The organism is Glycomyces halotolerans (assembly GCF_054779575.1).
In genome coordinates this window covers 96,376-119,072 of record NZ_BAAGXZ010000006.1, presented here as the reverse complement: position 1 = coordinate 119,072, position 22,697 = coordinate 96,376, and the positions used below count along the sequence as shown (strand labels likewise).

Below are 22,697 nucleotides of genomic sequence, written 5' to 3'. Positions count from 1 at the left end.
TCACCTATTGCTTGTAAGGGTCGGCGGCATCGCGCAGACCGTCGCCGACGAAGTTGAACGCCAGGACCACGACCACCACGGCGATGCCGGGGATGAGCAGCCAGGGCGCTCCCGACAGGACGCTCCACTTGCTGGCCTCCTGGAGCTGGACGCCCCATGAGACGGCAGGGGGGCGCAGGCCCAGTCCCAGCCACGACAGCGCGGTCTCGGCGAGGATCATCGTCGGGATCGACAGGCTGAGCGCGGCGATGATGTGCGACGAGAACGAGGGCAGCATGTGCCGGAACATCACCCGCGGATGGCTGGATCCGTCCAGCATGGCGGAGGTCACGAACTCCTCCGATCTGAGGGAGAGGAACCGGCCGCGCACCTCTCTGGCCAGGCCGGTCCAGGCCACCAGCGCCAGGATCGTGGTGATGATGAAGTATCTGGCCACCGGACCCATGGTGGCCGGCAGCGCGGCGGCGAGCCCGAGCCACAGCGGGATCGAAGGCACCGCCATGACCAGCTCGATGACCCGTTGGATGGCGTTGTCGATCCAGCCTCCGAAGTAGCCGGAGGCGGCGCCGAGGACGATGCCGAGCAAGAACGCCAGCAGCACGCCGATGATGCCGACCGAGGCCGAGACGCGCGTGGCGTACGTCAGGTCGGTGAGCAGGTCCTTCCCGTCGGTGGTGGTGCCCAGCAGGTACATCGGGTCCTCGGGGTCCTTCGGCCCGATGAGGTGCCGGTCCCAGGGGATGAGGCCGAACAGCTCGTACTCCTCGCCCTTGACGAAGAAGCCGATCTCCACCCGGTCCTCCGGGTTGGTCTCATAGGTGATCCGCAGCGAGCGCGGATCCTGAGTGGAGGTGTAGCCGTCGACGTGCATGCCCCACTGGAAGCCGTCGGGGCCGTCGGTGTCCCAGAGCTTGAGGACCTGCGGCGGCGCGGTGGTGTACTCCGAGTCGCGGTGCCGGTCGTCGAAGGGCGCGAGGAACTCGGCGAAGACCACCACGATCATCATGCCGCCCAGGAGCCAGGCCGAGATCAGCGCGAGGCGGTGCTTCTTGAACGACCACCACACCAGCTGCCGCTGCGAGGCGGTGGCGCGCTCGCCGTTGCCGCCGCCGTCGGCCGGTACGCCATCGGTCTCTTTGAGAGTCATCGTCGCCTCACCTCTGGTGTCCGAGTCGGATGCGGGGGTCGAGCCAGCCCAGGAGCAGGTCGGATATCAGCGTGCCGATCACCGTGACGAGGCTGAGGACCATGATGATGGATCCGGCCAGGTACATGTCCTGTCCCTTGAGCGCGCCCAGCAGGATCGGCCCCAGGGTGGGCAGACCCAAGATCTGCCCGACCACGATGTCGCCGACCAGCAGCAGCGGCAGCACCCATCCGATCGTGGAGACGAACGGGTTGAGCGCGACGCGCAGCGGGTAGCGGCGCAGCAGCCGTCCTTCGGGGACGCCGCGGGCCCGGGCGGCGGTGACGTAGGGCCGCCGCAGCTCGTCCAGCAGGTTGTTGCGGATGATGCGGACCAGGCCGGCCACGCCCGCGGTGCCGATGACGATGATCGGGATCCACAGGTGGCCCAGCAGGTCCAGCAGTTTGCCGAAGTTCCAGGCCGCGTCGCACCATTCGGGCGAGCACAGTCCGGAGGGCACGGACCCGAACCAGCTGACGCTGAAGTAGATGAAGATCAGCGCGATCAGGAAGTTGGGGGTCGCCAGGCCCAGGAACCCGATGGTGGTGGCGGCGTAGTCGCCGATCGAGTGCTGCTTGACCGCCGAGTAGGCGCCGATGGGGAAGGCCATCGCCCACGTGGCCAGGAGGGTGGCGACCGAGACGCCGAGCGTGGCGCCCAGGCGCGCACCGATGACCTCCTTGACCGGTTTCTGATGCTCGAAGGACATCCCCAGGTCGCCGTGCAGGACGATCTGCGTGATCCAGTGCCAGTACTGCTGGAAGATGTTGCCGTCCAGTCCGTACCGCGCCCGAAGCTCTGCGACCTCTTCGGCCCCCAGCCGCTGGCCCTGCACCGCGTACCTCGCCTCGAGGGCGGTCACGAAGTCGCCGGGCGGCAGACTGATGATGACGAACACCACCAGCGAGATCGCCAGTAGCGTTGCCGCCATGTAAACCGCACGGCGACCTAGGAATCGAACCACTTTTTCCCTCGACCTACTCGTCCTCGGTGATGTACCACTGCTCGGGCGCCGCCGGTCCGGGGGTCCCGTAGCTCGGGTTCTCCGGCATGGAGCCGCCGACGTTGTGGAGCCGCTCGGAGGCGATCGCCCACGAGCCCTGGCCCTGGACGGTGCCGATCGCGTAGAACTGCTCCTTGGCGATGGCGAGGATCTGCCTGAAGATCTCGTCGCGGGCGTCCGCGTCGGGCTCGGTGAGGAACTGGTCGTACAGGTCCCACTGCTCCTCGATGTGCGCGGGCGGCTCGGCGACCAGGTCTTCCTGGGTGGTGCCGTTGGTGTAGAGCTCCGACCACTGGCGGGCGAAGAACGCGCCGCCGGCGGGGCCGGCCGCCATGTACCAGTAGACCGAGGTGGTCTCGTCGATGTGGCCGCCGTCGCCGGTCCAGACGGTGACGTCGTAGTCGAATTCGTTGACGAGGTTCTGCCAGTTCTCGCGCGGCTGGCTGTTGATGTGCATCACGACCCCGGCCTGTTCCCAGGTGCCCTTGATCATGTCGAGGGCGTCGATCCAGACCGAGCCGAGGAGGGCGTCGTCGGCGACGGCGACGGTGAACTCCAGCGGCGTGCCGTTCGGCGCCGTGCGCGTGTCGCCCGAGAGCGTGTATCCGGCGTCGTCGAGGATCTGGTTCGCCTTGTCGAGGTCGAACTCCAGGTACTGGGTGGCGAACTCCTCGTCGTAGAACCGCGATTCGGCCCTGGGCGCCGCCTGCCAGGGCTCGCCGACGCGGTTCCAGAGCACGTCGATCAGTTCCTGGCGGTCGATCGCGTGCGACATGGCGATGCGGAACTGCTTGTCCTGGAAGACTTCCCGCAGGCCCGGGTCCCGGTGGTTCATGTTGAACCCGATGTTCATGTCGCTGGAGTACGTGGACTCCAGCTCGATGACCTTGTAGCCGCCGTTTGCCTCGTTCTCGACCGCGTCGGCCCGGTGGGCGTTGTCGTTGAAGTGCCGCGAGTGGAACTCGTAGTCGCCGTTGATCGCGTGGGCGAACATCGTCTCGACGTCCGAGGTGATGTCGTAGCGAACCTCGTCGATGTACGGCAGCTGGCTGCCTTCTTCGTCGACCTTCCAGTAGTACGGGTTGCGCTCGAAGAGCGCGTGCTCGGCGTCCGAGACGGGACGCACGCACCTCCACGGCAGCAGCGTCGGCAGGTCGGGGTTCTCCCACAGGAAGTTCCACAGGTGGCCCAGGGCGGTGAACCGCGAGACCCAGCCGTCGTAGCCCTCGTCGATCGCCTCCTGCTCGGCGTTCTCGTTGTAGTCGATGTGGAACTGCTCGAGGTAGTGGCGCGGGTACATGGTGAAGCGCTGCCCGGAGACGCCGACCGCCATGTCGGCCTCGAACAGCGGCTTGGGGCTGCTGAAGCGGACGATGAAGGTGTAGTCGTCGACGATCTCGAGCTCGATCGGCGTGCCGTCGGGGCTGCTGAGCTCGCTTGGGACGGCCGTGGTCAGCTCGGTGTTGAGAGCGACGTCGTTGTAGGCGAAGTCGACGTCGGCGGTGGTGAGCGGCTTGCCGTCGGACCACTTGATGCCCTCGCGGAGGGTGATGGTGAACTCCGTGGCGTCCTCGTTGGCCTCGAAGGAGCTGGCGACGTTGGGTCGGATCTCCTGCCAGTCGCGGGAGCGCTCGAGGAGGTGCCCGTCGTTGATGGTGCGCCACAGCCAGGGGCCGTCGGAGGCGCCGGTGATGACGGTGTTCCAGGTGCCGCCGTAGACGCCCATGGACTCGGTGACGGTGACGACCTGCGGCTCCTTCGGGAGGCGCTCTTCGACCGGCGGCAGGTCGCCGGCCTCGACCTGCTCGGCGAGCATCGGGGCTTCCCTGCCCTTGGCGCCGCCGCCGCCTTCGGATTCGGGCTCGGTGGAGAACCAGCCGCAGCCGGCGGCCGAGGCCGTCAGCGCGGTGCCGCCGGCGATGACGAGTCCGCGGCGGGACAGCGTGGGGTCCGGCCACGGGACGGACCCGGGCTGCTTCCTGAAGAGGCTGGACGGGGGGTTCTGAGAGCTCATCGGTGAGCACTCCTTCCGTGGTCGGTCACGGCCGTAATGCGGCCAATAAGGGGCTGGTCACGTGCTCGGCTCGAAAGCGTCGCCGTGCCGGTGGGACCCGGCTCGACCCCACCGGCTACCGAAAGCGCTATCAAAACTTCCGGAACTAACCCGAAAACTTTCGGTAATAGCGGTGAGACTACGGCAACACCAAAACAGCGTCAAGGCAGGTGGGCCGCTCGCGAGATCACGATCCTGTCACGATCGGCAATCGCATTCCAGATGATTGCGGGCAACGCGACTCCGAAAGTTTCGGCGATACGAGGCGCCGCTTCGGCGGCCGTTTCGACTGCCCGGCGCGATGTGTCAGGATCGGTCCATGAGTCTTGCCGAGCCCGCCTCCGCCCCCCGACTGCGCGTCCGCCGCTCCGCGGCGATCACCGCGGCCGCCTTCATCGCCTGGCTCGCCGTCAGCCCGCTGGCGTTCGCCCTGATCGCCGAGCAGCCGTTCACGCCGGTGCCCTCGGTGGCCCTCGGCCTCGGGATGCTCTTCGCCCCGGTCGGCGTCTCCACCTGGGCGTGGCGCTCGGGCGTGGACGTCAACCGGCAGGGCATCACGGTCAAGGGCCTGCTCTCCGGCCGCATGATCGAATGGCGGCACATCGACGGCTTCGTCACCGACAACGACGGCGTCGCCGCGATCCTCGACGACCAGTCGCAGGTGCGGTTGGCGCCGCTGCGCGCCGAGAACCTCCCCAAAGTCCTCGAAATCGGCGGCCAGGAGCTGCTCGAGCGAGCACCGGGCGACGACGAACGCTAATAGCCGTCGGAGACGACGTTCTCCAAGGGCGCTCCGGCGGCGAAGCGGCGGATCTGCGGACCCACCGGCGCGTAAGCGCGGGGGATCATGCCGTCGACCGAGGCGCCCACATGCGGGGTGATCAACGCGCCGTCCAGATCCCAGAGCGGGTGGTCGGTCGGCAGCGGCTCGGGGTCCACCACGTCCACCGCGCAGCGAAGGCGGCCCGAGGCGACCTCCTCGGTCAACGCGTCGGTGTCGACGATCGGGCCGCGCGCGGCGTTCACCAGGAGCGCGCCGTCCTTCATCCGCGAGAGGAACTTCGCGTCCACCAGACCGGTCGTGGCGTCGGTCAGCGGGAGGATGAGCACGACGACGTCCGCCTCCGGCAGCAGCTGGTCGACCTCGCCGATGCCGTGGACGCCGGGCCGGGCCCGACGCGCGACCTTCGTGACCGCGGTGCCGAGGACGCCGAGCACCTCGGCGACCTTCTCTCCGATGTCGCCGGCCCCGACGATGAGGGCGCGTTTGTCGCAGACCGTGGTCTGCCAGCGGACCTTCCATTCATGGAGCGGCTGCCGGCGCGCGAAGTAGTCGAACCCGCGCATCGAGGCCAGGATCGCCCCGACGGTCCACTCGGCGGTCACCGCGGTGTGGACCCCGCGGGCGTCACAGAGCGCCACGCCCTCCGGCACCGCCGGTACCCACACCTCGGCGCCGGCGCTGAGCAGCTGGATCACCCGCAGCGACGTCATGTCGTTCAGCGGCGCGGTGACCTTCGATTCGGCCAGGAACGGCGGCACCCAGAACTCGACGCTCGCCGGATCGGACGGATAGTCGCCTCTGCCGGTGAACACCTCGACCTCGACGTCCTCGGGCAGACCACCGAGGTGTTCACGGCCTTCCTCATGAGCGATCCATACCTTCACCGGGCAAAGCCTAAACCACCATTAGGCTGGGGGCCATGCGCCGACCGACATCGGCGGCCCTGGCGGTCGCTGCGATCTTGACACTCGCCTCGTGCTCGTTCGGGGAACCGCCCGAGCCGACCGCGGGCGATCCGCCGAAACTGCCGACGCCCTCCGGCGGCCCGCCCGAGGAGCCCGCCGCCTTCCTCGACGTCGTGGCCGAAGACCTCGAAGTGCCGTGGGGGCTGGCGTTCCTCCCCGACGGCACGACCATCGTCGGCGAGCGCGACAGCGGGCGTCTGCTCACGATCGCGATCGCCGAGGACGGCACCACCGGCGAACCCGAGGAGATCCGGGTCATCGAGGGCATCGAGGCCGATGGCGAGGGAGGCCTGCTCGGCATCGCCGTCTCCCCGGAGTTCGAGGAGGACTCGACGGTCTACCTCTATTACACGACCGCGGAGGACAACCGGATCGCCGCTCTCGACCTCGAAGGCGAGGACGCCCCCGAGCCGATCCTCACCGGCATCCCCGCGGGCGACGGCAACAACGGCGGCGCGCTGGCCTTCGGCCCCGACGGCTACCTCTGGGCCGCCACCGGCGACGCGGGGACCCCCGAGAGCGCGCAGGACGAGCAGTCGCTGGCCGGCAAGATCCTCCGCTTCGACACCGCGGGGGCACCGGCCGAGGGCAACCCCGACCCCGAGTCGCCGGTCTACTCCGTCGGCCACCGCAACGTCCAGGGCCTGGCATGGAACGCCGACGGACAGCTGCTCGCGACCGAGTTCGGCGCCGACATGGCCGACGAGATCAACCTCATCGAACCGGGCGGCGACTACGGGTGGCCGCAGTACGAGGGCCCGTCGGGCGACGAGGACTTCGCCGACCCGCTCCTGACCTGGGAGCCGTTCGAGTCCTCCTGCGCCGGGGCCGTCTTCGTCGATCAGGCCCTCATCACCGCCTGCCTGCGAGGTCAGCGGCTGTGGGTGGTCGAGTTCGACTCCTCCGGCGCGGTCGCCGCCGACCCCCGACCGGCGCTCGAGGGCCAGTTCGGTCGGCTACGATCGGTCGCCATGGGTCCGGACGGCATGCTGTGGGTGACGACCTCGAATCGCGACGACCGCTGCGTGCCGGACCGCGGCTGCGTCGCCGACGACGCCGACGACCGAATCCTCCGTTTCGCCACCTCATACGCCGTCGAAGGAAGAGTTTGATGTCCGACCGCTCCGCCTCGGCACCGCAGTCCGTCGGGAACGCCCTGCGGCCGGTGGGCCGGTTCTTCAAGCGAGCCGGCCGCGTGGCACGCTCGGCGTGGAGGCGGACGCGGTCCTCGAGGGCCGCCCACCGTCTCGCCACCGCCTTGGCGGTCGTCGCGGTCGGCACCGCGACCGCCGCCGGCAGCCTCATGCTGGTCGGCGAGACCTCCGCCGACATCGGGCCGTTCAACGCGATCGTGGCGCTGCAGCCGGACGTCTACGGCGAGACCATCGTCAACATCCCGCCGCTCGGCAAGGTCGTCTTCGACAGCCACGACGGACCGCTGGGGCTCAACATGCGGCTCGACTCGGTCGACGCCGACCAGGCGCGGGCCATCCTCAACACGCCCGACGGCGTCACGACCGCCTCCCAGGGCCTGGCCGACGAGGTGTCGCAGGCGCTGGTGCGGGTGATCGTCCAGGCGCTGGCGATCGTGACCCTGTGCGGTCTGCTGGTCGGGGCGCTGATCTTCCGGAACGTGCGCCGGACGCTGTTCACCGCCCTGTCGTCGCTGGCGGTCACGTCGGCGATGATGGGCTACGCCGCCTCGACGCTGCAACCGGAGTCGATCGCGGAGCCGCGCTACGAGGGCCTGCTGTCGTACGCGCCGTCGGTGGTCGGCAACGCCGAGGACATCGCGGTGAACTACGAGGAGTACGTGGCGAACCTGCAGAAGTTCGTCACCAACATCTCCCAGTTCTACGCGCTGGCGACCGATCTGCCGCAGATCGGCGTCCAGGACGACACCATCCGGGTCCTCCACGTCTCCGACCTGCATCTCAACCCGTCGGCGTGGCATCTCATGGAGTCGGTGGTCGAACAGTTCGACATCGACGCGGTCGCCGACACCGGCGACATGAACGACTGGGGCTCGGAGCAGGAGGCGGAGATCTTCTCCCGAGGCGTGACCCAGATCGACGCGCCGTACCTGTTCGTCAAGGGCAACCACGACTCGGCCACCACCGTCGCGGCGCTGTCGTCGTACGACAACGTCATCATCCTCGACGGCGAGGTGCAGGAGGTCGCGGGCCTGGACTTCGCGGGCGTCTCGGACCCGCGCTTCACGCCGGAGAAGGGCGATCAGCCTTCCAGCGAGTACGCGCAGCAGATGCTGACGCAATCGGGCGAGCGGCTGCGCGAGGCGATCGACGAGGCCGGCGGCGCGGACGTCGCGATGGTGCACGAGCCGCCGATGGCGGAGCCGCTGACCGGTTCCGTGCCGCTGGTGCTGGCCGGTCACACCCACAAGCGCTCGGTCCAGGATCTCGGCGACGGCACGACGCTCATGGTCCAGGGCTCGACGGGAGCGGCGGGCCTGCGCACCTTCGAGAGCGACACGCCGATGAAGATGGAGATGGACGTCCTCTACTTCGACCCCGAGACGCGGGAGCTCCTGGCCTACGACTCGATCTCGGTGGGCGCGTTCGGCGAATCCGACATCACCTTGGACCGGACGGTCGTGCAGACCGTGGAGCCGGCCGGCGACGAGCCGGTCGAGAACGGCGATGTGACGCCGGTGCCGGGGCCGCCGGACGAGCCGACCACGACGCCTCCGGGCGAGGAGACCGCCACTCCCCCGGCCGGCGAACAGGACTGAGCGCCGCCCGGGGTCAGTTGAGCACCGCCGGGGTTCAGAGGAGCGGCCCGAGCACGACCGCGGCGATCGAGAAGTAGAGGACCAGGCCGGTCGCGTCGCACAGCGTCGAGACCATCGGCGCCGAGATCACCGCCGGGTCGATGCCGACTTTCTTGGCGATCAATGGCAGGGAGGCGCCGACGAACGTCGACCAGGTGCAGATCGCCAGGAGCGTCAGCGCGATGATCAGGCCGATGTCGGGTCCGTAGACCAAGCCGACGATCGGGCCGCCGACCAGCGCGAGAAGGGCCCCGAGCAGCACGCCGACGCGGCCTTCGCGCCAGATGATCCTGATCGTGTCGGAGAAGCGGACTTCGCCGACGGCCATGGCTCGGATGATGACGGCCGATGCCTGGGAGCCGGAGTTGCCGCCGACGCCGGTGAGCAGGGAGATGAACACGGCCAGGACGGTGGCCTGTTCGAGCGCGGCCTCGTAGTAGTCGAGGACCGAGACGGTGAGCGTCCCGGCGATGCCGAGCAGCAGCAGCCAGAAGGCGCGTTTGCGGGCGAGCATGAACACGCCGGCCGACAGGTAGGGCCGCTCCAGCGGTTCGGCCGCGCCGGCGCGGGCGGCGTCCTCGGTGTCCTCGGCTTCGAGGATCTCCATGGCGTCGTCGAAGGTGATGAGGCCGACGAGCCGGTCCTCGTGGTCGACGACCGGCAGCGCCGCGAGGTTGGCCTCTTGGACCAGGCGCGCGGCCTCCTCCTGGTCGGTGTCGGTGCGGACCTGGTGGTGGTCCTCGGCCATGAGGTCGGCGACGACGGTGTCGGGGTCGGCGGCGACGAGGTCGGGCAGTGCCACGGTGCCGATGACTTTGCGGCGCCCGTCGGTGACCGGCAGAATGTCGAGGTGGCGGGGGCGGGTGCGCAGATGCCGGATGCGCTCGATCGCGTCGGCGGCGATCATGGAGGCCCGCAGGGAGACGTAGTCGGGGGTCATGATGCGCCCGGCCGACTCCGGGTCGTAGCCCAGGAGCTGGGCGGTCGAGCGGCGCTCAGAAGGGCTGAGCTGCTCTTGGAGCCTGGTGGCGACCATCGCGGGCATCTCGTCGAAGAGCTTGGCGCGGTCGTCGGCCTCCATGGAGTCGAGGAGGTCGCGGACGGTCTCGGTTTTGAGGGCGTCGAGCAGTTCCTGCTGGTGGACGGTGTCGAGTTCCTCGAACACGGCCAGCGCGCGGTCCTTGGGGAGGAGGCGGAATCGGACCGCCTGATCGCCGAGGTCCATGCGGGGCAGCTCTTCGGCGAGTTCGACGACGGAGGATTCGGTCAGTTCGACTCGGAGCGCCGCCAGGGAGTCGACGGCCGCTGCGACGCTCTGGGAGCGCGGGGTCTTTCCGGTTTCCGGTTGGATGGTCTGATGCGACACCAGAGCCACCTCCTAGCACGAGAGAACGGCCGTGCTCCCGGTCCGTGGCTACGGCGGCGGACCGGCCTCGCGATGGCGCGGAGCACGGGAGAAGGAAGTTGAGAAGTGCACGCGTGTATCTCGACCAGGACTCGCGTCATCGCCCATTGCTCCCACCTCCTCCGATCCGTTCGGTTTCCGGCGGGCTCCAGCCTAGCAAGGGCGGTTGGACGCCGCCTTGATTCCGCGCACCGGGGAATCGCGGCTCACACCTTGGGAGGAGCCTCGATCCGCGCGACGGGTGATCACGGCTGTCGCCATCGGGGGAAACAGCAAGCGGCGCGGGCCCCTCGCCGGGGCCGCGCCGCTTTCCGTTCGCTCGAAGGTCAGGAGAGCTTCTCCAGGATGATCTTGCGGACCGCGCCGGCGTCGGCCTGGCCCTTGGTGGTCTTCATGACCGCGCCGATGAGCGCTCCGGCGGCGGCGTGCTTGCCGCCGCGGATCTTCTCGGCGACATCGGGGTTGGCGGCGATGGCCTCGTCGACGGCCGCTTCGAGCGCGCCGGTGTCGGAGACGACTTCGAGGCCGCGGGCGGCGGCGACGTCGGCCGGCTCGCCTTCGCCGGCGAGGACGCCGTCGATGACCTGGCGGGCGAGCTTGTCGTTGAGTCGGCCCTCGTCGACCATGGTCTGGAGCGCGGCGACCTGCTCGGGCGTGATGGCCAGCGCGCCGAGTTCGGTGCCGGTCTCGTTGGCGCGGCGGGAGAGTTCGCCGAGCCACCATTTGACGGCGCTGGAGGCGGCGGCGCCGGCGGCGATGGTGGCGGCGATGAGGTCGACGGCGTCGGCGTTGACGACCGACTGCATCTCCTTGTCGCCCAGGCCCCATTCGGCTTGGAGGCGCTCGCGCCGGCGGCGGGGCGGTTCGGGCAGGCTCGCGCGGAGCTTGTCGACCCATTCGCGGTCGGGTTCCATGACGGCCAGGTCGGGTTCGGGGAAGTACCGGTAGTCGGTGGCCTCCTCTTTGGAGCGGCCGGGGCTGGTCTCGCCGGTGGTCTCGTGGAAGTGGCGGGTCTCCTGGTGGATCTTGCCGCCTTCGTCGAGCAGGGCTGCCTGTCGGCGGATCTCGTAGCGGACGGCGCGGTCGACGCTGCGCAGCGAGTTGACGTTCTTGGTCTCGGTGCGGGTGCCCCAGGGCTCGCCGGGCTTGTTCAGCGAGAGGTTGACGTCGCAGCGCAGCGATCCCTGCTCCATGCGGACGTCGGAGACGCCGAGGGAGCGGACGATGTCGCGCAGTTCGGCGACGTAGGCGCGCGCGACCTCGGGGGCGAGCGCGCCGGCGCCGGGGACGGGCTTGGTGACGATCTCGACCAGGGGGATGCCGGCGCGGTTGTAGTCGACCAGGGACTCTGTCGCGCCGTGGATGCGGCCGGTGGCGCCGCCGACGTGGAGGGTCTTGCCGGTGTCCTCTTCGAGGTGGACGCGTTCGATCTCGACCCGGTACTCCTTGCCGTCGACGACGACGTCGACGTAGCCGTCCTCGCAGAGCGGCTCCTCGTACTGGGAGGTCTGGAAGTTCTTCGGCATGTCCGGGTAGAAGTAGTTCTTCCGGGCGAAGCGGGTCCATTCGGCGATGCGGCAGTTCAGGGCCAGGCCGATCTTCATGGTGGCTTCGACGGCGGCCCGGTTGGCGACCGGGAGCGCGCCGGGCAGGGCCAGGCAGACCGGGCAGACCTGGGTGTTCGGTTCGGCGCCGAAGGTGGTCGAGCAGCCGCAGAACATCTTGGTCTCGGTGTCGAGCTCGATGTGGGTCTCGAGGCCGAGGACGGGCTCGTAGGCCTCGACTGCCGCCTCGTAGGCGCTGAGTTTCGTCATGGTCGGCTACTTCCCCTCAATCTCGGGCGCGGTGTCGGCCAGCAGGGGCGCTTGGGTCGATTCGAGCGCCGCCGCGACGCGGTAGGTCACGTCGTCGCCCATGACCGGGCCCATGACCTGGAGTCCGACGGGCATGCCCTCGGAGAGGCCGACCGGCACCGATACGCCCGGGCCGCCGTAGAGGTTGGTCGGGATGGTGAACAGGTCGGCGAGGTACATCTGGTACGGGTCGCCGGTGCGCTCGCCGTATTTGAAGGCGATGAACGGCGTGGTGGGGCTGATGAGGGCGTCGACCTGCTCGAAGGCGGCCTCGAAGTCGCGTTTGATGAGGGTGCGGACCTTCTGGGCCTGGCCGTAGAACTGGTCGACGTAGCCGGCCGAGAGCGCGTAGGTGCCGAGGATGATGCGGCGCTTGACTTCGGGTCCGAAGCCGGCTTCGCGGGTGAGGCTCATGACTTCTTCGAGGCTCTTCTGTCCGTCGTCGCCGACGCGGAGGCCGTAGCGGACTCCGTCGTAGCGGGCGAGGTTGGAGCTGGCCTCGGAGGGCGCGATGAGGTAGTAGGTCGGCAGCGCGTAGGTGAACGACGGGCAGGAGACCTCGACGATCTCGGCGCCGAGTTTGACCAGCTGGTCGACGCCGGCCTGGTAGGCCTCGACGACGCCGGTCTCGGCGGCGCCGGCGCCTTCGGCGAACTGCTTGACGACGCCGAGCTTGACGCCGGTCAGGTCGCCGGTGGCGCCGGTGCGGGCGGCTTCGGCGACCGGTGGGACGGGCGCGTCGATGGAGGTCGAGTCGCGCGGGTCGTGGCCGGAGATGACCTCGTGCAGGAGCGCGGCGTCGAGCGCGTTGCGGGACACCGGCCCGGGGGTGTCCAGTGAGGACGAGAAGGCGATGAGGCCGTAGCGGGAGTTCGACCCGTAGGTGGGTTTGGCGCCGAAGGTGCCGGTGACGGCTCCGGGCTGCCGGATCGAGCCGCCGGTGTCGGTGCCGATGGCCAGGGGGGCCATCTTGGCGGCGACGGCCGCGGCCGAGCCGCCGCCCGAGCCGCCGGGGATGCGTCCGGTGTCCCACGGGTTCGCGGTCTGCTGGTAGGCCGAGTACTCGGTCGAGGAGCCCATGGCGAACTCGTCGAGGTTCGTCTTGCCGAGGATCGGCATCCTCGCGGCCCTGAGGCGCTCGACGATGGTGGCGTCGTAGGGCGGGATCCAGTCTTCGAGGATCTTGGAGGCGGCGGTGGTGGGCAGCCCCTTGGTGACCACGACGTCCTTGACGGCGATCGGGACGCCCGCGAGCGGTCCGAGCTCCTCGCCGGCCTCGCGGGCGGCGTCGACTTCGGCGGCGGTCGCGAGCGCGCCTTCGCGGTCGATGTGGAGGAAGGCCTTGATGCGGCCGTCGACGGCGTCGATGCGGTCGAGGAAGGCGGTCGTGACCTCGACGGCGGTGAGGTTCCCGTCGCGGATGTCGGCGGCGAGTTCGGCCGCCGTCTTGTCGATGATCGGTGCCATGCGCTAGGCCTCCTCGTCCAGGATGCGGGGGACGCGGAAGCGGCCTTCGGCGGTGTCGGGTCCGCCGGCGAGGGCGGCGTCGCGCGGCAGCGACCGCTGGGGCTGGTCTTCCCGGAACACGTTCACCAGCGGCACCGCGTGGGAGGTCGGTTCGACGCCTTCGGTGTCGACCTCGCCGAGGGCCTTCATCGATTCGAGGATGACGTCGAGCTGGCCGGCGAAGGCGTCGAGCTCGTCATCGGTGACTTCGAGGCGGGCCAGTCGCGCCAGGTGCGCGACTTCCTCGCGTGAAATCGTACTCACGACAGGTGTTTCCTAACGGTTTCTAGCTGCGGGAAGACTTATCGAGTCTAGGACGCGCAAGGCGGGGTCGGTCGGCGACCCTGTCCGAATCGCCGGTGGGGTCACTGGCGCCGAAATGACGTTGACAGCGATTCGTCGGCCCTGCGCACGGCGGCTCTAGCCACAGCCGATGTGACGTGATACTCTCTCGATACTGGTTCGGAACGGGTTTCCTGGTTTCCTTTCTGTTTCCTTGCTATGAACGAGTCGGTGGGTGTTCCGACTTGTGGTGGTGTTCCTGAGCCAGTACGGGCCCCGGGCGAAAGTCCGGGGCCCGATTTCTGTTCGAGGCCGCTTTCGGCTCACCGGCTCTCCATGCCGCACTCATTTATGGCTCGCGAGCTCGCCATGCCAGGCCCTCCACAGATCCGCGTAGTGGCCGTCGCGGGTGATGAGCTCGTCATGGCTGCCGAGCTCGGCGACCAGGCCGTCCTCGACCACCGCGATCCGGTCGGCGTCGTGGGCGGTGTGGAGCCGGTGGGCGATCGCGATCACGGTGCGGCCCTCCAAGACCGCGCCCAGAGCCCGCTCGGTGTCCCGGGCGGCCCGCGGATCGAGCATGGCGGTGGCCTCGTCGAGAATGACCACGTCCGGGTCGGCCAGGATGATGCGGGCCAGCGCGATCTGCTGCGCCGAGGCGGCGTCCAGTTCCCGCGAGGTGCCGCCCAGGCGCGTGTCGAGCCCTTCGGGGAGGTCGAAGGCCCAGTCGGCGCCGACCGACGCGAGCGCGGATTCGAGCTCGGCGTCGGCGGCTTCGGCCTTGGCGAGGATGAGGTTGTCGCGCAGGCTCGCGGTGAACACGTGGTGCTCCTGGGTGACCAGGGTGACGCGGCGGCGGCGTTCGTCCAGCGGCAGCGCGGCGACGTCGACGCCGCCGATGGTGACGGTGCCTGACCGGGGCACGTCCGCTCCCGACACGAGCCGGGCGAGGGTCGACTTGCCGGCTCCCGAGGGTCCGACGACGGCGAGGCGCTGCCCGGCCGGGACGGTCAGGCTCACTCCGTGCAGGACGTCGCCGCCGGTGGGGTAGGCGTAGCGGACCTCGCGCAGCTCCACCGTCCCGTCGACGGGCGTCTCTACGGTGGTGCGTTCCTCGGTGTCCTCGGCTTCGGCGACGCCTTCGATGCGGGCCATCGCGGCGAAGCCGCGCTGGATGCGTTCGACCCACATCAGGATGTGGTCGAGCGGGAACATGATCTGGCGGGTGAGGACTGCGCAGCTGGCGACCATGCCGAGGCTGACGGTGCCGTTGAAGTAGAGCGCGCCGCCGATGAGCAGGACCGCGGCGGTCGGCAGGGCGTAGGTGGCGTCGAGGAACGGGAAGAAGACGCTGCGCAGGAACAGGGTGTAGCGGGTGGCGCTCCAGTGTTCGGCGACGGTGTCGTCGCCGGCGCGGCGGCGCTGGTCCTGGATCCGGTAGGCCTCGGTGGTGCGGGCGCCGTCGGCCGAGGCGCCGAGCGTGTCGCCGATCTCGGATTCGGCTTCGCGTTCGCGCAGGTAGCCGGCGCGGGCGCGCTTGAGGTACCAGCGGGTGCCGACGGTGATCGGCGGGACGGCGACGAGCATGCACAGGCCCAGCAGCGGGCTGACCCACAGCATCGCGCCGAAGTACACCAGGACCTTCAGCAGCGAGATGGAGACCTGCGGGACGCCGTCGCGGAACAGGGCGCCGGCTTCGGGCACGTCGGCCGAGGAGCGGGTCATCAGGTCGCCGGAACCGGCCCGCTCGACCACCGGCATCGGCAGTCGCAGGGACCGGTCGACGAACTGCTCGCGCATGCGCGCCGACAGCAGCTCCCCCAGCCGGTGGGCGACGAAAGTGCCGGCCCAGGTGAAGACGATGACGGCGATCACGGCCGCGGCGATGCCGATGGCGAGCCGGTCGACCCCTTCGGCGGTGCCGTCGGCGGCGAGGTTGTCGATGATCTCGCCGAGCAGCAGCGGGGCGACGGCCGCGGCCAGCGCCGCGACGAAGTGGAGGGCGACGGCGAGCAGGGCGCGGCGCTTCTCGGACATCAGCAGCCGGGCGAAGGCGCGGCGCACCTGCGCGCGGTCGGCGACCGGGAGCTGGCCGCTCTCGGACGCGCCTTCGGGCCGGGCCGGGGACTGCTTCACGGTGGTCACTGTTCCTCCCGGGTGACGAGGGCGCGGTAGTCGGGCCGGTTCTCGGCCAGCTCGTGGTGCGTGCCGGTGGCGACGACCTTGCCGTCGCGCACGAAGGCGACCTGGTCGGCTCGGCCGAGCCACAGCGGCGAAGTGGTGGCCACGGCGGTGGTCTTCCCGTCGCGGGCGGCGGCGAGGCGGTCGACGATGCGGGCCTCGGTGTGCGAGTCGACCGCCGAGGTCGGTTCGCGCAGCAGCAGCGCCTCGGGGTCGGCGGCGAGCGCGCGGGCCAGGCGCAGGCGCTGGCGCTGGCCGCCGGAGAGGGTGCGGGCCTGGTTGTCGAGTCGGGAGTGGAGGCCTTCGGGGAGGGCTTCGACGACGTCGGCGGCGGAGGCGGCCTCGATGGCGGCCTGGACTCGCGGGGCGCCGTCGCGGGCGCCGATGATCTCGGCGAGCGTCCCGGCGAACAGGTAGGCGTCGTGCTCGGCGACCAGGATCCGGCCTCGCAGCTCGTCGCGGTCCATCTTGTCGACCGGGACGTGGCCGAAGCGGGCGTCGGAGTCGCCGTAGCCGCCGAGCCGGTCGAAGACGTCGGCGACCTGGTCCGAATCGGAGCAGGCCACGGCCAGCAGTCCGCCGCCTTCGACGGTGAGTCCCGAGTCGGGGTCGTGGAGCTCGGCGCCGGTCGGGGGCCCCGCCAGCGGGGACTCGACGGTTTCGCGCACCGGCACGCTCAGCAGGTCGCAGACTTTCCCGCAGGCGACGCGGCCTTCGATGATGCGGTAGGAGACGCCGATGAGCCAGTGGACCGGCAGCAGCAGGGCGCTGGTGTAGCCGAAGGCGGCGACCATCTGGCCGGGGCTGATGGCGCCGTCGGCGACCAGGCGTCCGGAGATCCAGACGACGACGCCGATGAGGATCGCCGGGGCGCCTTCGCCGAGGGCGTTGAGCCAGGCGATCGGACCGGCGACCTTGTAGCCGGACTTGCGCAGTTCGTCGGAGTCGCGGCGGTAGGAGGCGCTGAAGCGGTGCTCGCCGCCGATGCCGCGCAGGACTCGCAGTCCGGAGACGATGTCCGAGGCGCGGTCGGTGATGTCGCCGATGCGGTCGCGGTAGGTCTCCTGGCGGGCCTGGAGGCGGGTGAGGACGGGTCCGGTGATGATGCCGACGACGAAGACGCCGGCGAAGATGGTCAGGCCCAGTGAGACCGAGGTGTTGAACAGCAGGATGCCGACGGCGACCAGGCCGGTGACGCAGCCGACCAGCGGTGAGAGGGAGTCGACGGCCTCGGCGATGCGGCGCACGTCGGTGGCGCCGACGCTGACGACCTCGCCGGTGGTGACCTTGCGGCGCAGCTCGTCGCCGAGGCGGTTGACTTTGCGGCCGGCGAGCTGGAGCGCTCGATACGACGCGTCCATGCGCCAGTAGACGGTCAGCCGGTGGGAGTAGACGATCGCGGCGGCGGTGAGGAAGCCGGCGAACACCAGCGCGAGGCTCCAGGCGGTGAGGGCGCCCCAGTCGCGTTCGCGCAGACCGTGGTCGACCGCGCCGGTCAGGAAGTACGGCAGGACCGGGAGACCGCCGAGGGCGAGCGCCGAGGCGACCAGCGCGGAGGCGGCCAGCCCTTTGCGGCGGGTGGCCAGCCAGAACAGGAACGGCCACGGCTTGGTGGGCGGCGGGGTCGCGGAGGCCTCCGTCGAGCCGTCGGGTGAGACGGGGTCTTCGAGCGGGAGTTCGGGAGCATGGAGGAACCTCACTAGGCGACCGTAAAGTAGGCCTCCGACAAGAGGCAATCGATTAAGTCGCGGCAGTGGCGCCGGTCCCATTCGGTCCCGGCCGCCGTGCCCTCGGGCACGGCGGCGGGGGCGCCGGTCAGCGCAGCGCCCGGTACAGGGCGATCCACTGTTCCGGACTCACGTGGCCGACCGGGACACCGCGCGGGATGCCGGCCGCGGCGCGGGCGCGTTCGACGGTCCGGGAGGGGTAGGCCCGGCGCAGCGAAGCCGGCAGCGAGCCGCCGGCGCCGGTGAACCCGAGCTCCACCAGGCGCCGGTACTCCCCCGACTCCCGCGGCGAAAGCAGCGGCTCGGTCCGCCGGTTCAGGTGCAGGACGGCCGAATCGACCCTCGGCACCGGCCGGAACTTCTGGCGGCCGATGCGCTCGCCGAGCGCGATGTCCCAAGTCGGCCAGTGCGTTACGGCGAGTCTCGTCCACCTGCCGAAGTCGCCGCTGTGCTTCCGGGCGAATTCGAGCTGGGTGACCAGCGTCGCCGAGTGCAGCGACCGGGCGGCCAGGCACCAGCGGACGATGTCGGTGGTGATGCTGTACGGCACGTTGGACACGAGCGCGAACGGCTCCCGAGGAGGCCGGACGTCGCGGATGTCGGCGTGGAGGCAGCGCACCCGGTCGTCGCCGGCGAACCTGCGGCGGAGGCGGTCGACGTACCGGCCGTCCCTCTCGTACGCCAGGATTTCCCTGGCGGCGGTCAGGTGTCGGGTCAGCATCCCGTCTCCCGCGCCGACCTCGACCACGAGGTCGGCGCCGCCGATGCCGGAGGCCCGCACGATCCGGCGGGCCACGGCGGGATCGACGAGGAAGTTCTGGGACAGTCGTCTGCGATCCGAAGGTCGGCGGGCGTCGCGGGCATGCGAAGTGGAACGGCTGCGGGACATGGGGGTCCTCCGAGCTGGGCGGTCGAATCAGGACGGTTGATTCGCCTAGGCCCGTGACGGGACGCGGTGTGAGGAGAGGCGACGGCCGCGAGGCGCGGAGGGCCTCAGTGCGTGCTCGGCGTCTGGGGTCGAGCGGAGCGGTCGTCAGCGATCCCGGTCGGTTCCGGAGGATCGGTGCGTCGGCGGGGCCTAGGCCCGCGCGCGCAGCCGAATGTAGAAGGCGGCGGGCGCGCAGGCTCCGCCGATCATCAAAGTTCCCACGCCCCAGAGGCTAACCGGAGCCGCCGGTGGTGTCGAGCGCTTTGTCGCGCCGGGTCGGCTGCGCCGCCGGCTCGGTGCTGTAGCGGCCCGGGAGGTGGAGGCGCAGGACCGACTCGTCGGCCCATTCGGGCACCGCCGAGGGACGCGAGGCCAGGATCATCGCCGTGAACGCCAGCGGCACCGTCCAGATCGCCGGCTGCGACAGCAGGATCGTGGCCACGCCGCTCTCCGTTTCGAGGAACACCGAGGTCAGTGCCGCGCCGGTCGACGCCCCGGCGCCGACGAGCAGACCGACCGTCGCGCCGGTCGCGGTCAGGCCGCGCCACCAGATGCCCAGGGTCAGCAGCGGGCAGAACGTCGAGGCGGCGACGGCGAACGCCCACCCGACCAGGACGTTGATGTCGACGTCCGCGGCCGGCAGCGCCAGCGCCACCGCCAGCGCGGTGCCGGCGACCACGCCCGCGCGCAGGCGCGAGAGCGAGCCGCCGAACAGGTCGTGCGACAGCCCGCCGGCCAGGGCGAGCAGCAGTCCCGAGGAGGTCGACAGGAAGGCCGCGAAGGCGCCGGCGGCGACCAGGGCGGTCAGGACCGCGCCGACGGTTCCGGGGGCTATCTGGCCGGGGACCAGGACGGTGATCACGTCGGTCTCCTCGGGGTCGGGGGCCACGACGCGGCCGAGGAGCCCGTAGACGACCGGGAACAGGTAGAAGACGCCGAGCAGGACGATGACGCTCACCGCGACGCGGCGGGCGGCGCGGGCTCCGGCGACGGTGTGGAAGCGCATCACCACGTGCGGGAGCCCCATGGCGCCGAGTGTGGTGGCGACCAGGACGGAGACGGTGGCCAGGAGGGGCTGTCCGGCGCCGTCGAGGTCGAGCAGGGGGCGCATCCAGGCGGGGTCGACGTCGATGGGGTTGAGGGCGGCTTCGCGGCGTTCGGGGCCGGCCAGGGCGATGAGGAACAGGGCCGGGCCGGCGATGAAGGCGAGTTTGAGGAGGTAGTGGAAGGCCTGCACGTAGGTGGCCGAGCGCATGCCGCCGACGGCGATCGTGGAGGAGACGACCAGTCCGGCGCCGACCACGCCGATCCAGTACGGGATGCCGCTGACCAGTTCGAGGACCACGCCGGCGGCCTTGAACTGGGGAATGAGGTAGAGCAGCATGATGACCAGGACGACCAGGCCGCACATGCGACGGATGCGGGGCGAGCCGAGGCGGTATTCGGCGAAGTCGGGGACGGTGTAGGCGCCGCTGCGGCGCATGGGGCCGGCGACGAGCGCGGCGACCAGCACGTATCCGGCGGTGAAGCCGACGGCGTACCACATGGCGCCGACGCCGTTCTTGACCAGGAGTCCGGCGAGGCCGAGCACGGAGGCCGCCGAGACGTACTCGCCGGCGATGGCCATGGCGTTCCAGCCGGGGACGATGCGGCGGGAGGCCACGAGGAAGTCGGGGGTCGAACGCGCCGCGCGCACCCCCCAGACGCCGATGACGACGCTGGCGACGAGCACCAGACTGATGGCGGCCAGGCCGATCATCGGGAATCGGCCTCGATGCGTTCGGCGTGGCGAACGTGGTGGACCGCCAGGGCGAGCAGGAGCGGGTAGGGGGCGAAGAAGAGCACCGCCCAACCGAGTCGCCCCGAGAGGAGTGCGGCGGTGGTGAGGAGGACGGCGAGGACGGTGCCGAGGAGGAGGGCGGTGCGGGCGGCCAGGCGGCGCTGGCGGCGCAGGGCCCGTTCGGCGGCCTGCATGTCGATGGCCGTGGAGGCGATCGGTGGCAGGCCTTCGCGGTGGCTGCCGCGACGCATCGCGTCGGTTCGGCGGCGCAGCGCGAGGCGGGTCTGCGGGCTGATCACGCGGACTCGCTGGTTCATCGCCGGTCACTCCGTTCGGGGGTGTTCGGGGATGGCGGGCGGTGGGCGGGGCCGGTCATGGGCGGCTCCGGTCCTCGCTGCGGGCGGCTTGGAGGAGGCGTTCCCGCAGGAGCCGGGAGTGGCGGCGGCTGACGGGGACCTCGCCGGCGTCGGTGACGGCCACGAGGCCGGCGGTGGAGGTGACGCGCAGTTCGGTGACGGCGGCGAGGTTGACGAGGTAGGAGCGGTGGGCGCGCACGAAGCCGGCGCCGTCCCAGACCTGTTCGAGGTAGGTGAGGGACTGGCGCAGCAGGTGGGAGTTGTGTTCGCCCTGGCTCGGGATCGGCGGGCGCGGCGAGCCGGCGGGCGCGGGCGGGTCCTCGCCGAGGTGGAGGCGGACGTAGTCGCCGTGGGCTTCGACGTAGGCGATGTCGTCGCGGCGGATGAAGACGGTGCGTCCGGACAGTTCGACCTGCACGACGGCGAGGTCGTCGGCCTTCTCCCCCGCCGCGCCGGGGCCGCGCCGGTGGTGGTCGATGCGGGCGACCGCCTCGGCGAGGCGTTCGGGGCGGATGGGTTTGAGCAGGTAGTCGACGGCGCCGAGGCCGAAGGCCTCGACGGCGTGGTTGTCGTAGGCGGTGACGAAGGCGATCGCGGGCGGGTCGGAGAGGCGGGTGAGGATGCGGGCGACGTCCATGCCGTTGAGGCCGGGCATGGCGATGTCGAGGAAGACGGCGTCGAAGGTGCCGCTGCCGAGCAGGCGTACGGCTTCGTCGCCGCCGTCGGCGCATACGACGTCGCCGACCGCGGGCAGGTCGGCGAGTCTGCCGGCCAGTTCGGTCCGGGTGGACGGCTCGTCTTCGACGACGAGGACGCGCAGGCGCTTCATTGGGCGTGGACTCCTCGGGCGTATCGGGGTATGCGGATGGTGGCCTTTGTACCGGCTCCCGGGGCGGTGTCGAGCCAGAGGCCGTATTCGGGGCCGTAGACGGCGCGGAGGCGGCGGTCGACGTTGGCCAGGCCGATGCCGCCGGCGCCTTTGCGGCTGCCGGTGAGGACGGCTTTGGCGTGGTCGGGTTCCATGCCGGCGCCGTCGTCTTCGACTTCGATGATGCAGAGGGCGCCTTCGGAGAATCCGCGTACGGCGATGTGGCCGACGCCGGGGCGGGACTCGAAGCCGTGGCGGACGGCGTTCTCGACGATGGGCTGGACGACGAGGAACGGGATCGGCACCGGCAGTACTTCGGGCGCGAGCTGGACGGTGATGTCGAGGCGGTCGTCGAAGCGCGCCCGCTGGAGCTCGAGGTAGGTCTGGACGGCTTGGAGTTCGTCGGCGACGGTGGCGTAGTCGCCGGTGGCGGCGAAGGAGTAGCGCAGGTAGTCGGAGAAGTCCGAGAGCAGTTCGCGGGCCCGTTCGGGGTCGGTGCGGGTGCGGGCGCTGATGGCGGCCAGCGCGTTGTGCATGAAGTGGGGCGAGATCTGGGCTCGGAGGGTGCGCAGGTCGGCCTCGGCGATGCGCTCGCGGGCGCGGTCGAGCTCGGCGTGGTCGAGTGCGGTGGCGACGAGGCGGGCGGCCTCGGTGAGTTCGGCGTCGGTGACGTCGCCGGCGACGATGAGGCATCCGGCGAGGTCGCCGGAGACGACGAGCGGGGCGGCTCTGAGGGGCGGGTCGGTGACCGGCTCGAGGACTTCGAGGGTCTCGGCGAGGATCTGGGCGACGGCGGCGCTGTCGAGGCGGCCGGCGGTGGCGATGACGCGGTCGCAGTCGGCGAGGGCGACGGCGTCGGCGCCGAGGAGGCGGGCGAGGCGGCGGGCGGCGTCGGTGGTGCGTTTGCCGTCGAGCCCGTCGGCGAGGGCTTCGCCGACCTGGCGGGTGAGCCGCATGGCGGCCAGTGTCGCCGCACCGGCGGTGCGGCGACGGAGCTGCTGATGCGGGGATCGGGCGATCACCAGCCAA

At 70.5% G+C, this 22,697-nt stretch carries 18 protein-coding genes; 3 read left to right on the top strand and 15 right to left on the bottom strand.

All coding sequences use genetic code 11. The annotated features are described in order from the left end of the window. Positions 1–4 precede the first annotated feature (4 nt). Genes ACYVL2_RS07700 through ACYVL2_RS07690 form a run of 3 tightly spaced genes read right to left on the bottom strand, consistent with a single transcriptional unit; the run spans position 5 to position 4,203 of the window. Entirely contained in the window at positions 5–1,147 is a 1,143-nt protein-coding gene (locus tag ACYVL2_RS07700; RefSeq protein ID WP_460541865.1) for an ABC transporter permease, read from the bottom strand. A 7-nt stretch (positions 1,148–1,154) separates the two neighbouring features. Further along, a complete protein-coding gene (locus ACYVL2_RS07695; RefSeq protein ID WP_460541863.1) occupies positions 1,155–2,150 on the bottom strand; it encodes an ABC transporter permease in 996 nt (331 codons plus the stop codon). A gap of 13 nt (positions 2,151–2,163) precedes the next feature. Then, positions 2,164–4,203 carry an ABC transporter substrate-binding protein gene (locus tag ACYVL2_RS07690; RefSeq protein ID WP_460541861.1) on the bottom strand — a complete coding sequence of 680 codons (2,040 nt, stop codon included), beginning with the start codon at positions 4,201–4,203 and terminating at the stop codon, positions 2,164–2,166. Positions 4,204–4,561: 358 nt separating this feature from the next. Here ACYVL2_RS07690 and ACYVL2_RS07685 point away from each other — a divergent pair, with 358 nt between their 5' ends. After that, positions 4,562–5,002, top strand: coding sequence for a hypothetical protein (locus ACYVL2_RS07685; protein ID WP_460541859.1), 441 nt, complete (start codon positions 4,562–4,564; stop codon positions 5,000–5,002). Here ACYVL2_RS07685 and ACYVL2_RS07680 read toward each other — a convergent pair. After that, the gene (locus tag ACYVL2_RS07680) at positions 4,999–5,910 is read right to left on the bottom strand and encodes a 2-hydroxyacid dehydrogenase (RefSeq protein WP_460541857.1); all 912 of its coding nucleotides are present in this window, start codon (positions 5,908–5,910) and stop codon (positions 4,999–5,001) included. The two genes, ACYVL2_RS07685 and ACYVL2_RS07680, sit on opposite strands and share 4 nt — an antisense overlap. A gap of 35 nt (positions 5,911–5,945) precedes the next feature. Here ACYVL2_RS07680 and ACYVL2_RS07675 point away from each other — a divergent pair, with 35 nt between their 5' ends. Both ACYVL2_RS07675 and ACYVL2_RS07670 read left to right on the top strand, forming a co-directional pair. Continuing rightward, the gene (locus tag ACYVL2_RS07675; RefSeq protein ID WP_460541855.1) at positions 5,946–7,103 is read left to right on the top strand and encodes a PQQ-dependent sugar dehydrogenase; all 1,158 of its coding nucleotides are present in this window, start codon (positions 5,946–5,948) and stop codon (positions 7,101–7,103) included. After that, complete coding sequence (locus ACYVL2_RS07670) at positions 7,103–8,743, top strand: metallophosphoesterase family protein (RefSeq protein ID WP_460541853.1); 1,641 nt, start codon at positions 7,103–7,105, stop codon at positions 8,741–8,743. The genes ACYVL2_RS07675 and ACYVL2_RS07670 overlap by 1 nt, the downstream gene beginning before the upstream one ends. 34 nt (positions 8,744–8,777) lie before the next feature. Here the strand turns inward: ACYVL2_RS07670 and mgtE are convergent, their stop codons facing one another. The 11 genes from mgtE to ACYVL2_RS07615 form a co-directional block, all read right to left on the bottom strand. Continuing rightward, on the bottom strand, positions 8,778–10,148 hold the full coding sequence (gene mgtE, locus ACYVL2_RS07665) for a magnesium transporter (RefSeq protein WP_460541851.1): 1,371 nt from the start codon (positions 10,146–10,148) through the stop codon (positions 8,778–8,780). Between the two features lie 365 nt (positions 10,149–10,513). Next, positions 10,514–12,001 (bottom strand): Asp-tRNA(Asn)/Glu-tRNA(Gln) amidotransferase subunit GatB, encoded by a 1,488-nt coding sequence (gatB, locus tag ACYVL2_RS07660; RefSeq protein WP_460541849.1) that lies wholly within the window; start codon positions 11,999–12,001, stop codon positions 10,514–10,516. A 6-nt stretch (positions 12,002–12,007) separates the two neighbouring features. Continuing rightward, positions 12,008–13,507, bottom strand: a complete 1,500-nt coding sequence (gene gatA, locus ACYVL2_RS07655; RefSeq protein ID WP_460541847.1) for an amidase — start codon at positions 13,505–13,507, stop codon at positions 12,008–12,010. A gap of 3 nt (positions 13,508–13,510) precedes the next feature. After that, complete coding sequence (gene gatC / locus ACYVL2_RS07650; RefSeq protein ID WP_460541845.1) at positions 13,511–13,810, bottom strand: Asp-tRNA(Asn)/Glu-tRNA(Gln) amidotransferase subunit GatC; 300 nt, start codon at positions 13,808–13,810, stop codon at positions 13,511–13,513. 363 nt (positions 13,811–14,173) lie between these two features. After that, the gene (locus tag ACYVL2_RS07645) at positions 14,174–15,973 is read right to left on the bottom strand and encodes an ABC transporter ATP-binding protein (protein WP_460541843.1); all 1,800 of its coding nucleotides are present in this window, start codon (positions 15,971–15,973) and stop codon (positions 14,174–14,176) included. Then, positions 15,970–17,709 (bottom strand): ABC transporter ATP-binding protein, encoded by a 1,740-nt coding sequence (locus ACYVL2_RS07640; protein ID WP_460541841.1) that lies wholly within the window; start codon positions 17,707–17,709, stop codon positions 15,970–15,972. The genes ACYVL2_RS07645 and ACYVL2_RS07640 overlap by 4 nt, the downstream gene beginning before the upstream one ends. A gap of 115 nt (positions 17,710–17,824) precedes the next feature. Continuing rightward, complete coding sequence (gene erm / locus ACYVL2_RS07635) at positions 17,825–18,625, bottom strand: ribosomal RNA small subunit methyltransferase A (protein ID WP_460541839.1); 801 nt, start codon at positions 18,623–18,625, stop codon at positions 17,825–17,827. Positions 18,626–18,896: 271 nt separating this feature from the next. After that, positions 18,897–20,423 (bottom strand): sodium/solute symporter, encoded by a 1,527-nt coding sequence (locus ACYVL2_RS07630; RefSeq protein ID WP_460541837.1) that lies wholly within the window; start codon positions 20,421–20,423, stop codon positions 18,897–18,899. Continuing rightward, positions 20,420–20,761, bottom strand: a complete 342-nt coding sequence (locus ACYVL2_RS07625; RefSeq protein WP_460541835.1) for a hypothetical protein — start codon at positions 20,759–20,761, stop codon at positions 20,420–20,422. Before ACYVL2_RS07625 ends, ACYVL2_RS07630 begins: the two co-directional genes overlap by 4 nt. A gap of 55 nt (positions 20,762–20,816) precedes the next feature. Beyond that, entirely contained in the window at positions 20,817–21,629 is an 813-nt protein-coding gene (locus ACYVL2_RS07620; RefSeq protein WP_460541833.1) for a LytR/AlgR family response regulator transcription factor, read from the bottom strand. Then, on the bottom strand, positions 21,626–22,624 hold the full coding sequence (locus ACYVL2_RS07615) for a sensor histidine kinase (protein WP_460542007.1): 999 nt from the start codon (positions 22,622–22,624) through the stop codon (positions 21,626–21,628). The genes ACYVL2_RS07620 and ACYVL2_RS07615 overlap by 4 nt, the downstream gene beginning before the upstream one ends. Positions 22,625–22,697: the final 73 nt, after the last annotated feature.

Coding starts and splice junctions, on each gene's coding strand:
- gatB (WP_460541849.1), bottom strand. CDS start 12,001: ATGACGAAACTCAGCGCCTACGAGGCGGCAGTCGAGGCCTACGAGCCC.
- ACYVL2_RS07685 (WP_460541859.1), top strand. CDS start 4,562: ATGAGTCTTGCCGAGCCCGCCTCCGCCCCCCGACTGCGCGTCCGCCGC.
- ACYVL2_RS07690 (WP_460541861.1), bottom strand. CDS start 4,203: ATGAGCTCTCAGAACCCCCCGTCCAGCCTCTTCAGGAAGCAGCCCGGG.
- ACYVL2_RS07620 (WP_460541833.1), bottom strand. CDS start 21,629: ATGAAGCGCCTGCGCGTCCTCGTCGTCGAAGACGAGCCGTCCACCCGG.
- ACYVL2_RS07670 (WP_460541853.1), top strand. CDS start 7,103: ATGTCCGACCGCTCCGCCTCGGCACCGCAGTCCGTCGGGAACGCCCTG.
- gatA (WP_460541847.1), bottom strand. CDS start 13,507: ATGGCACCGATCATCGACAAGACGGCGGCCGAACTCGCCGCCGACATC.
- ACYVL2_RS07615 (WP_460542007.1), bottom strand. CDS start 22,624: ATGCGGCTCACCCGCCAGGTCGGCGAAGCCCTCGCCGACGGGCTCGAC.
- ACYVL2_RS07625 (WP_460541835.1), bottom strand. CDS start 20,761: ATGAACCAGCGAGTCCGCGTGATCAGCCCGCAGACCCGCCTCGCGCTG.
- ACYVL2_RS07675 (WP_460541855.1), top strand. CDS start 5,946: ATGCGCCGACCGACATCGGCGGCCCTGGCGGTCGCTGCGATCTTGACA.
- ACYVL2_RS07630 (WP_460541837.1), bottom strand. CDS start 20,423: ATGATCGGCCTGGCCGCCATCAGTCTGGTGCTCGTCGCCAGCGTCGTC.
- erm (WP_460541839.1), bottom strand. CDS start 18,625: ATGTCCCGCAGCCGTTCCACTTCGCATGCCCGCGACGCCCGCCGACCT.
- ACYVL2_RS07700 (WP_460541865.1), bottom strand. CDS start 1,147: ATGACTCTCAAAGAGACCGATGGCGTACCGGCCGACGGCGGCGGCAAC.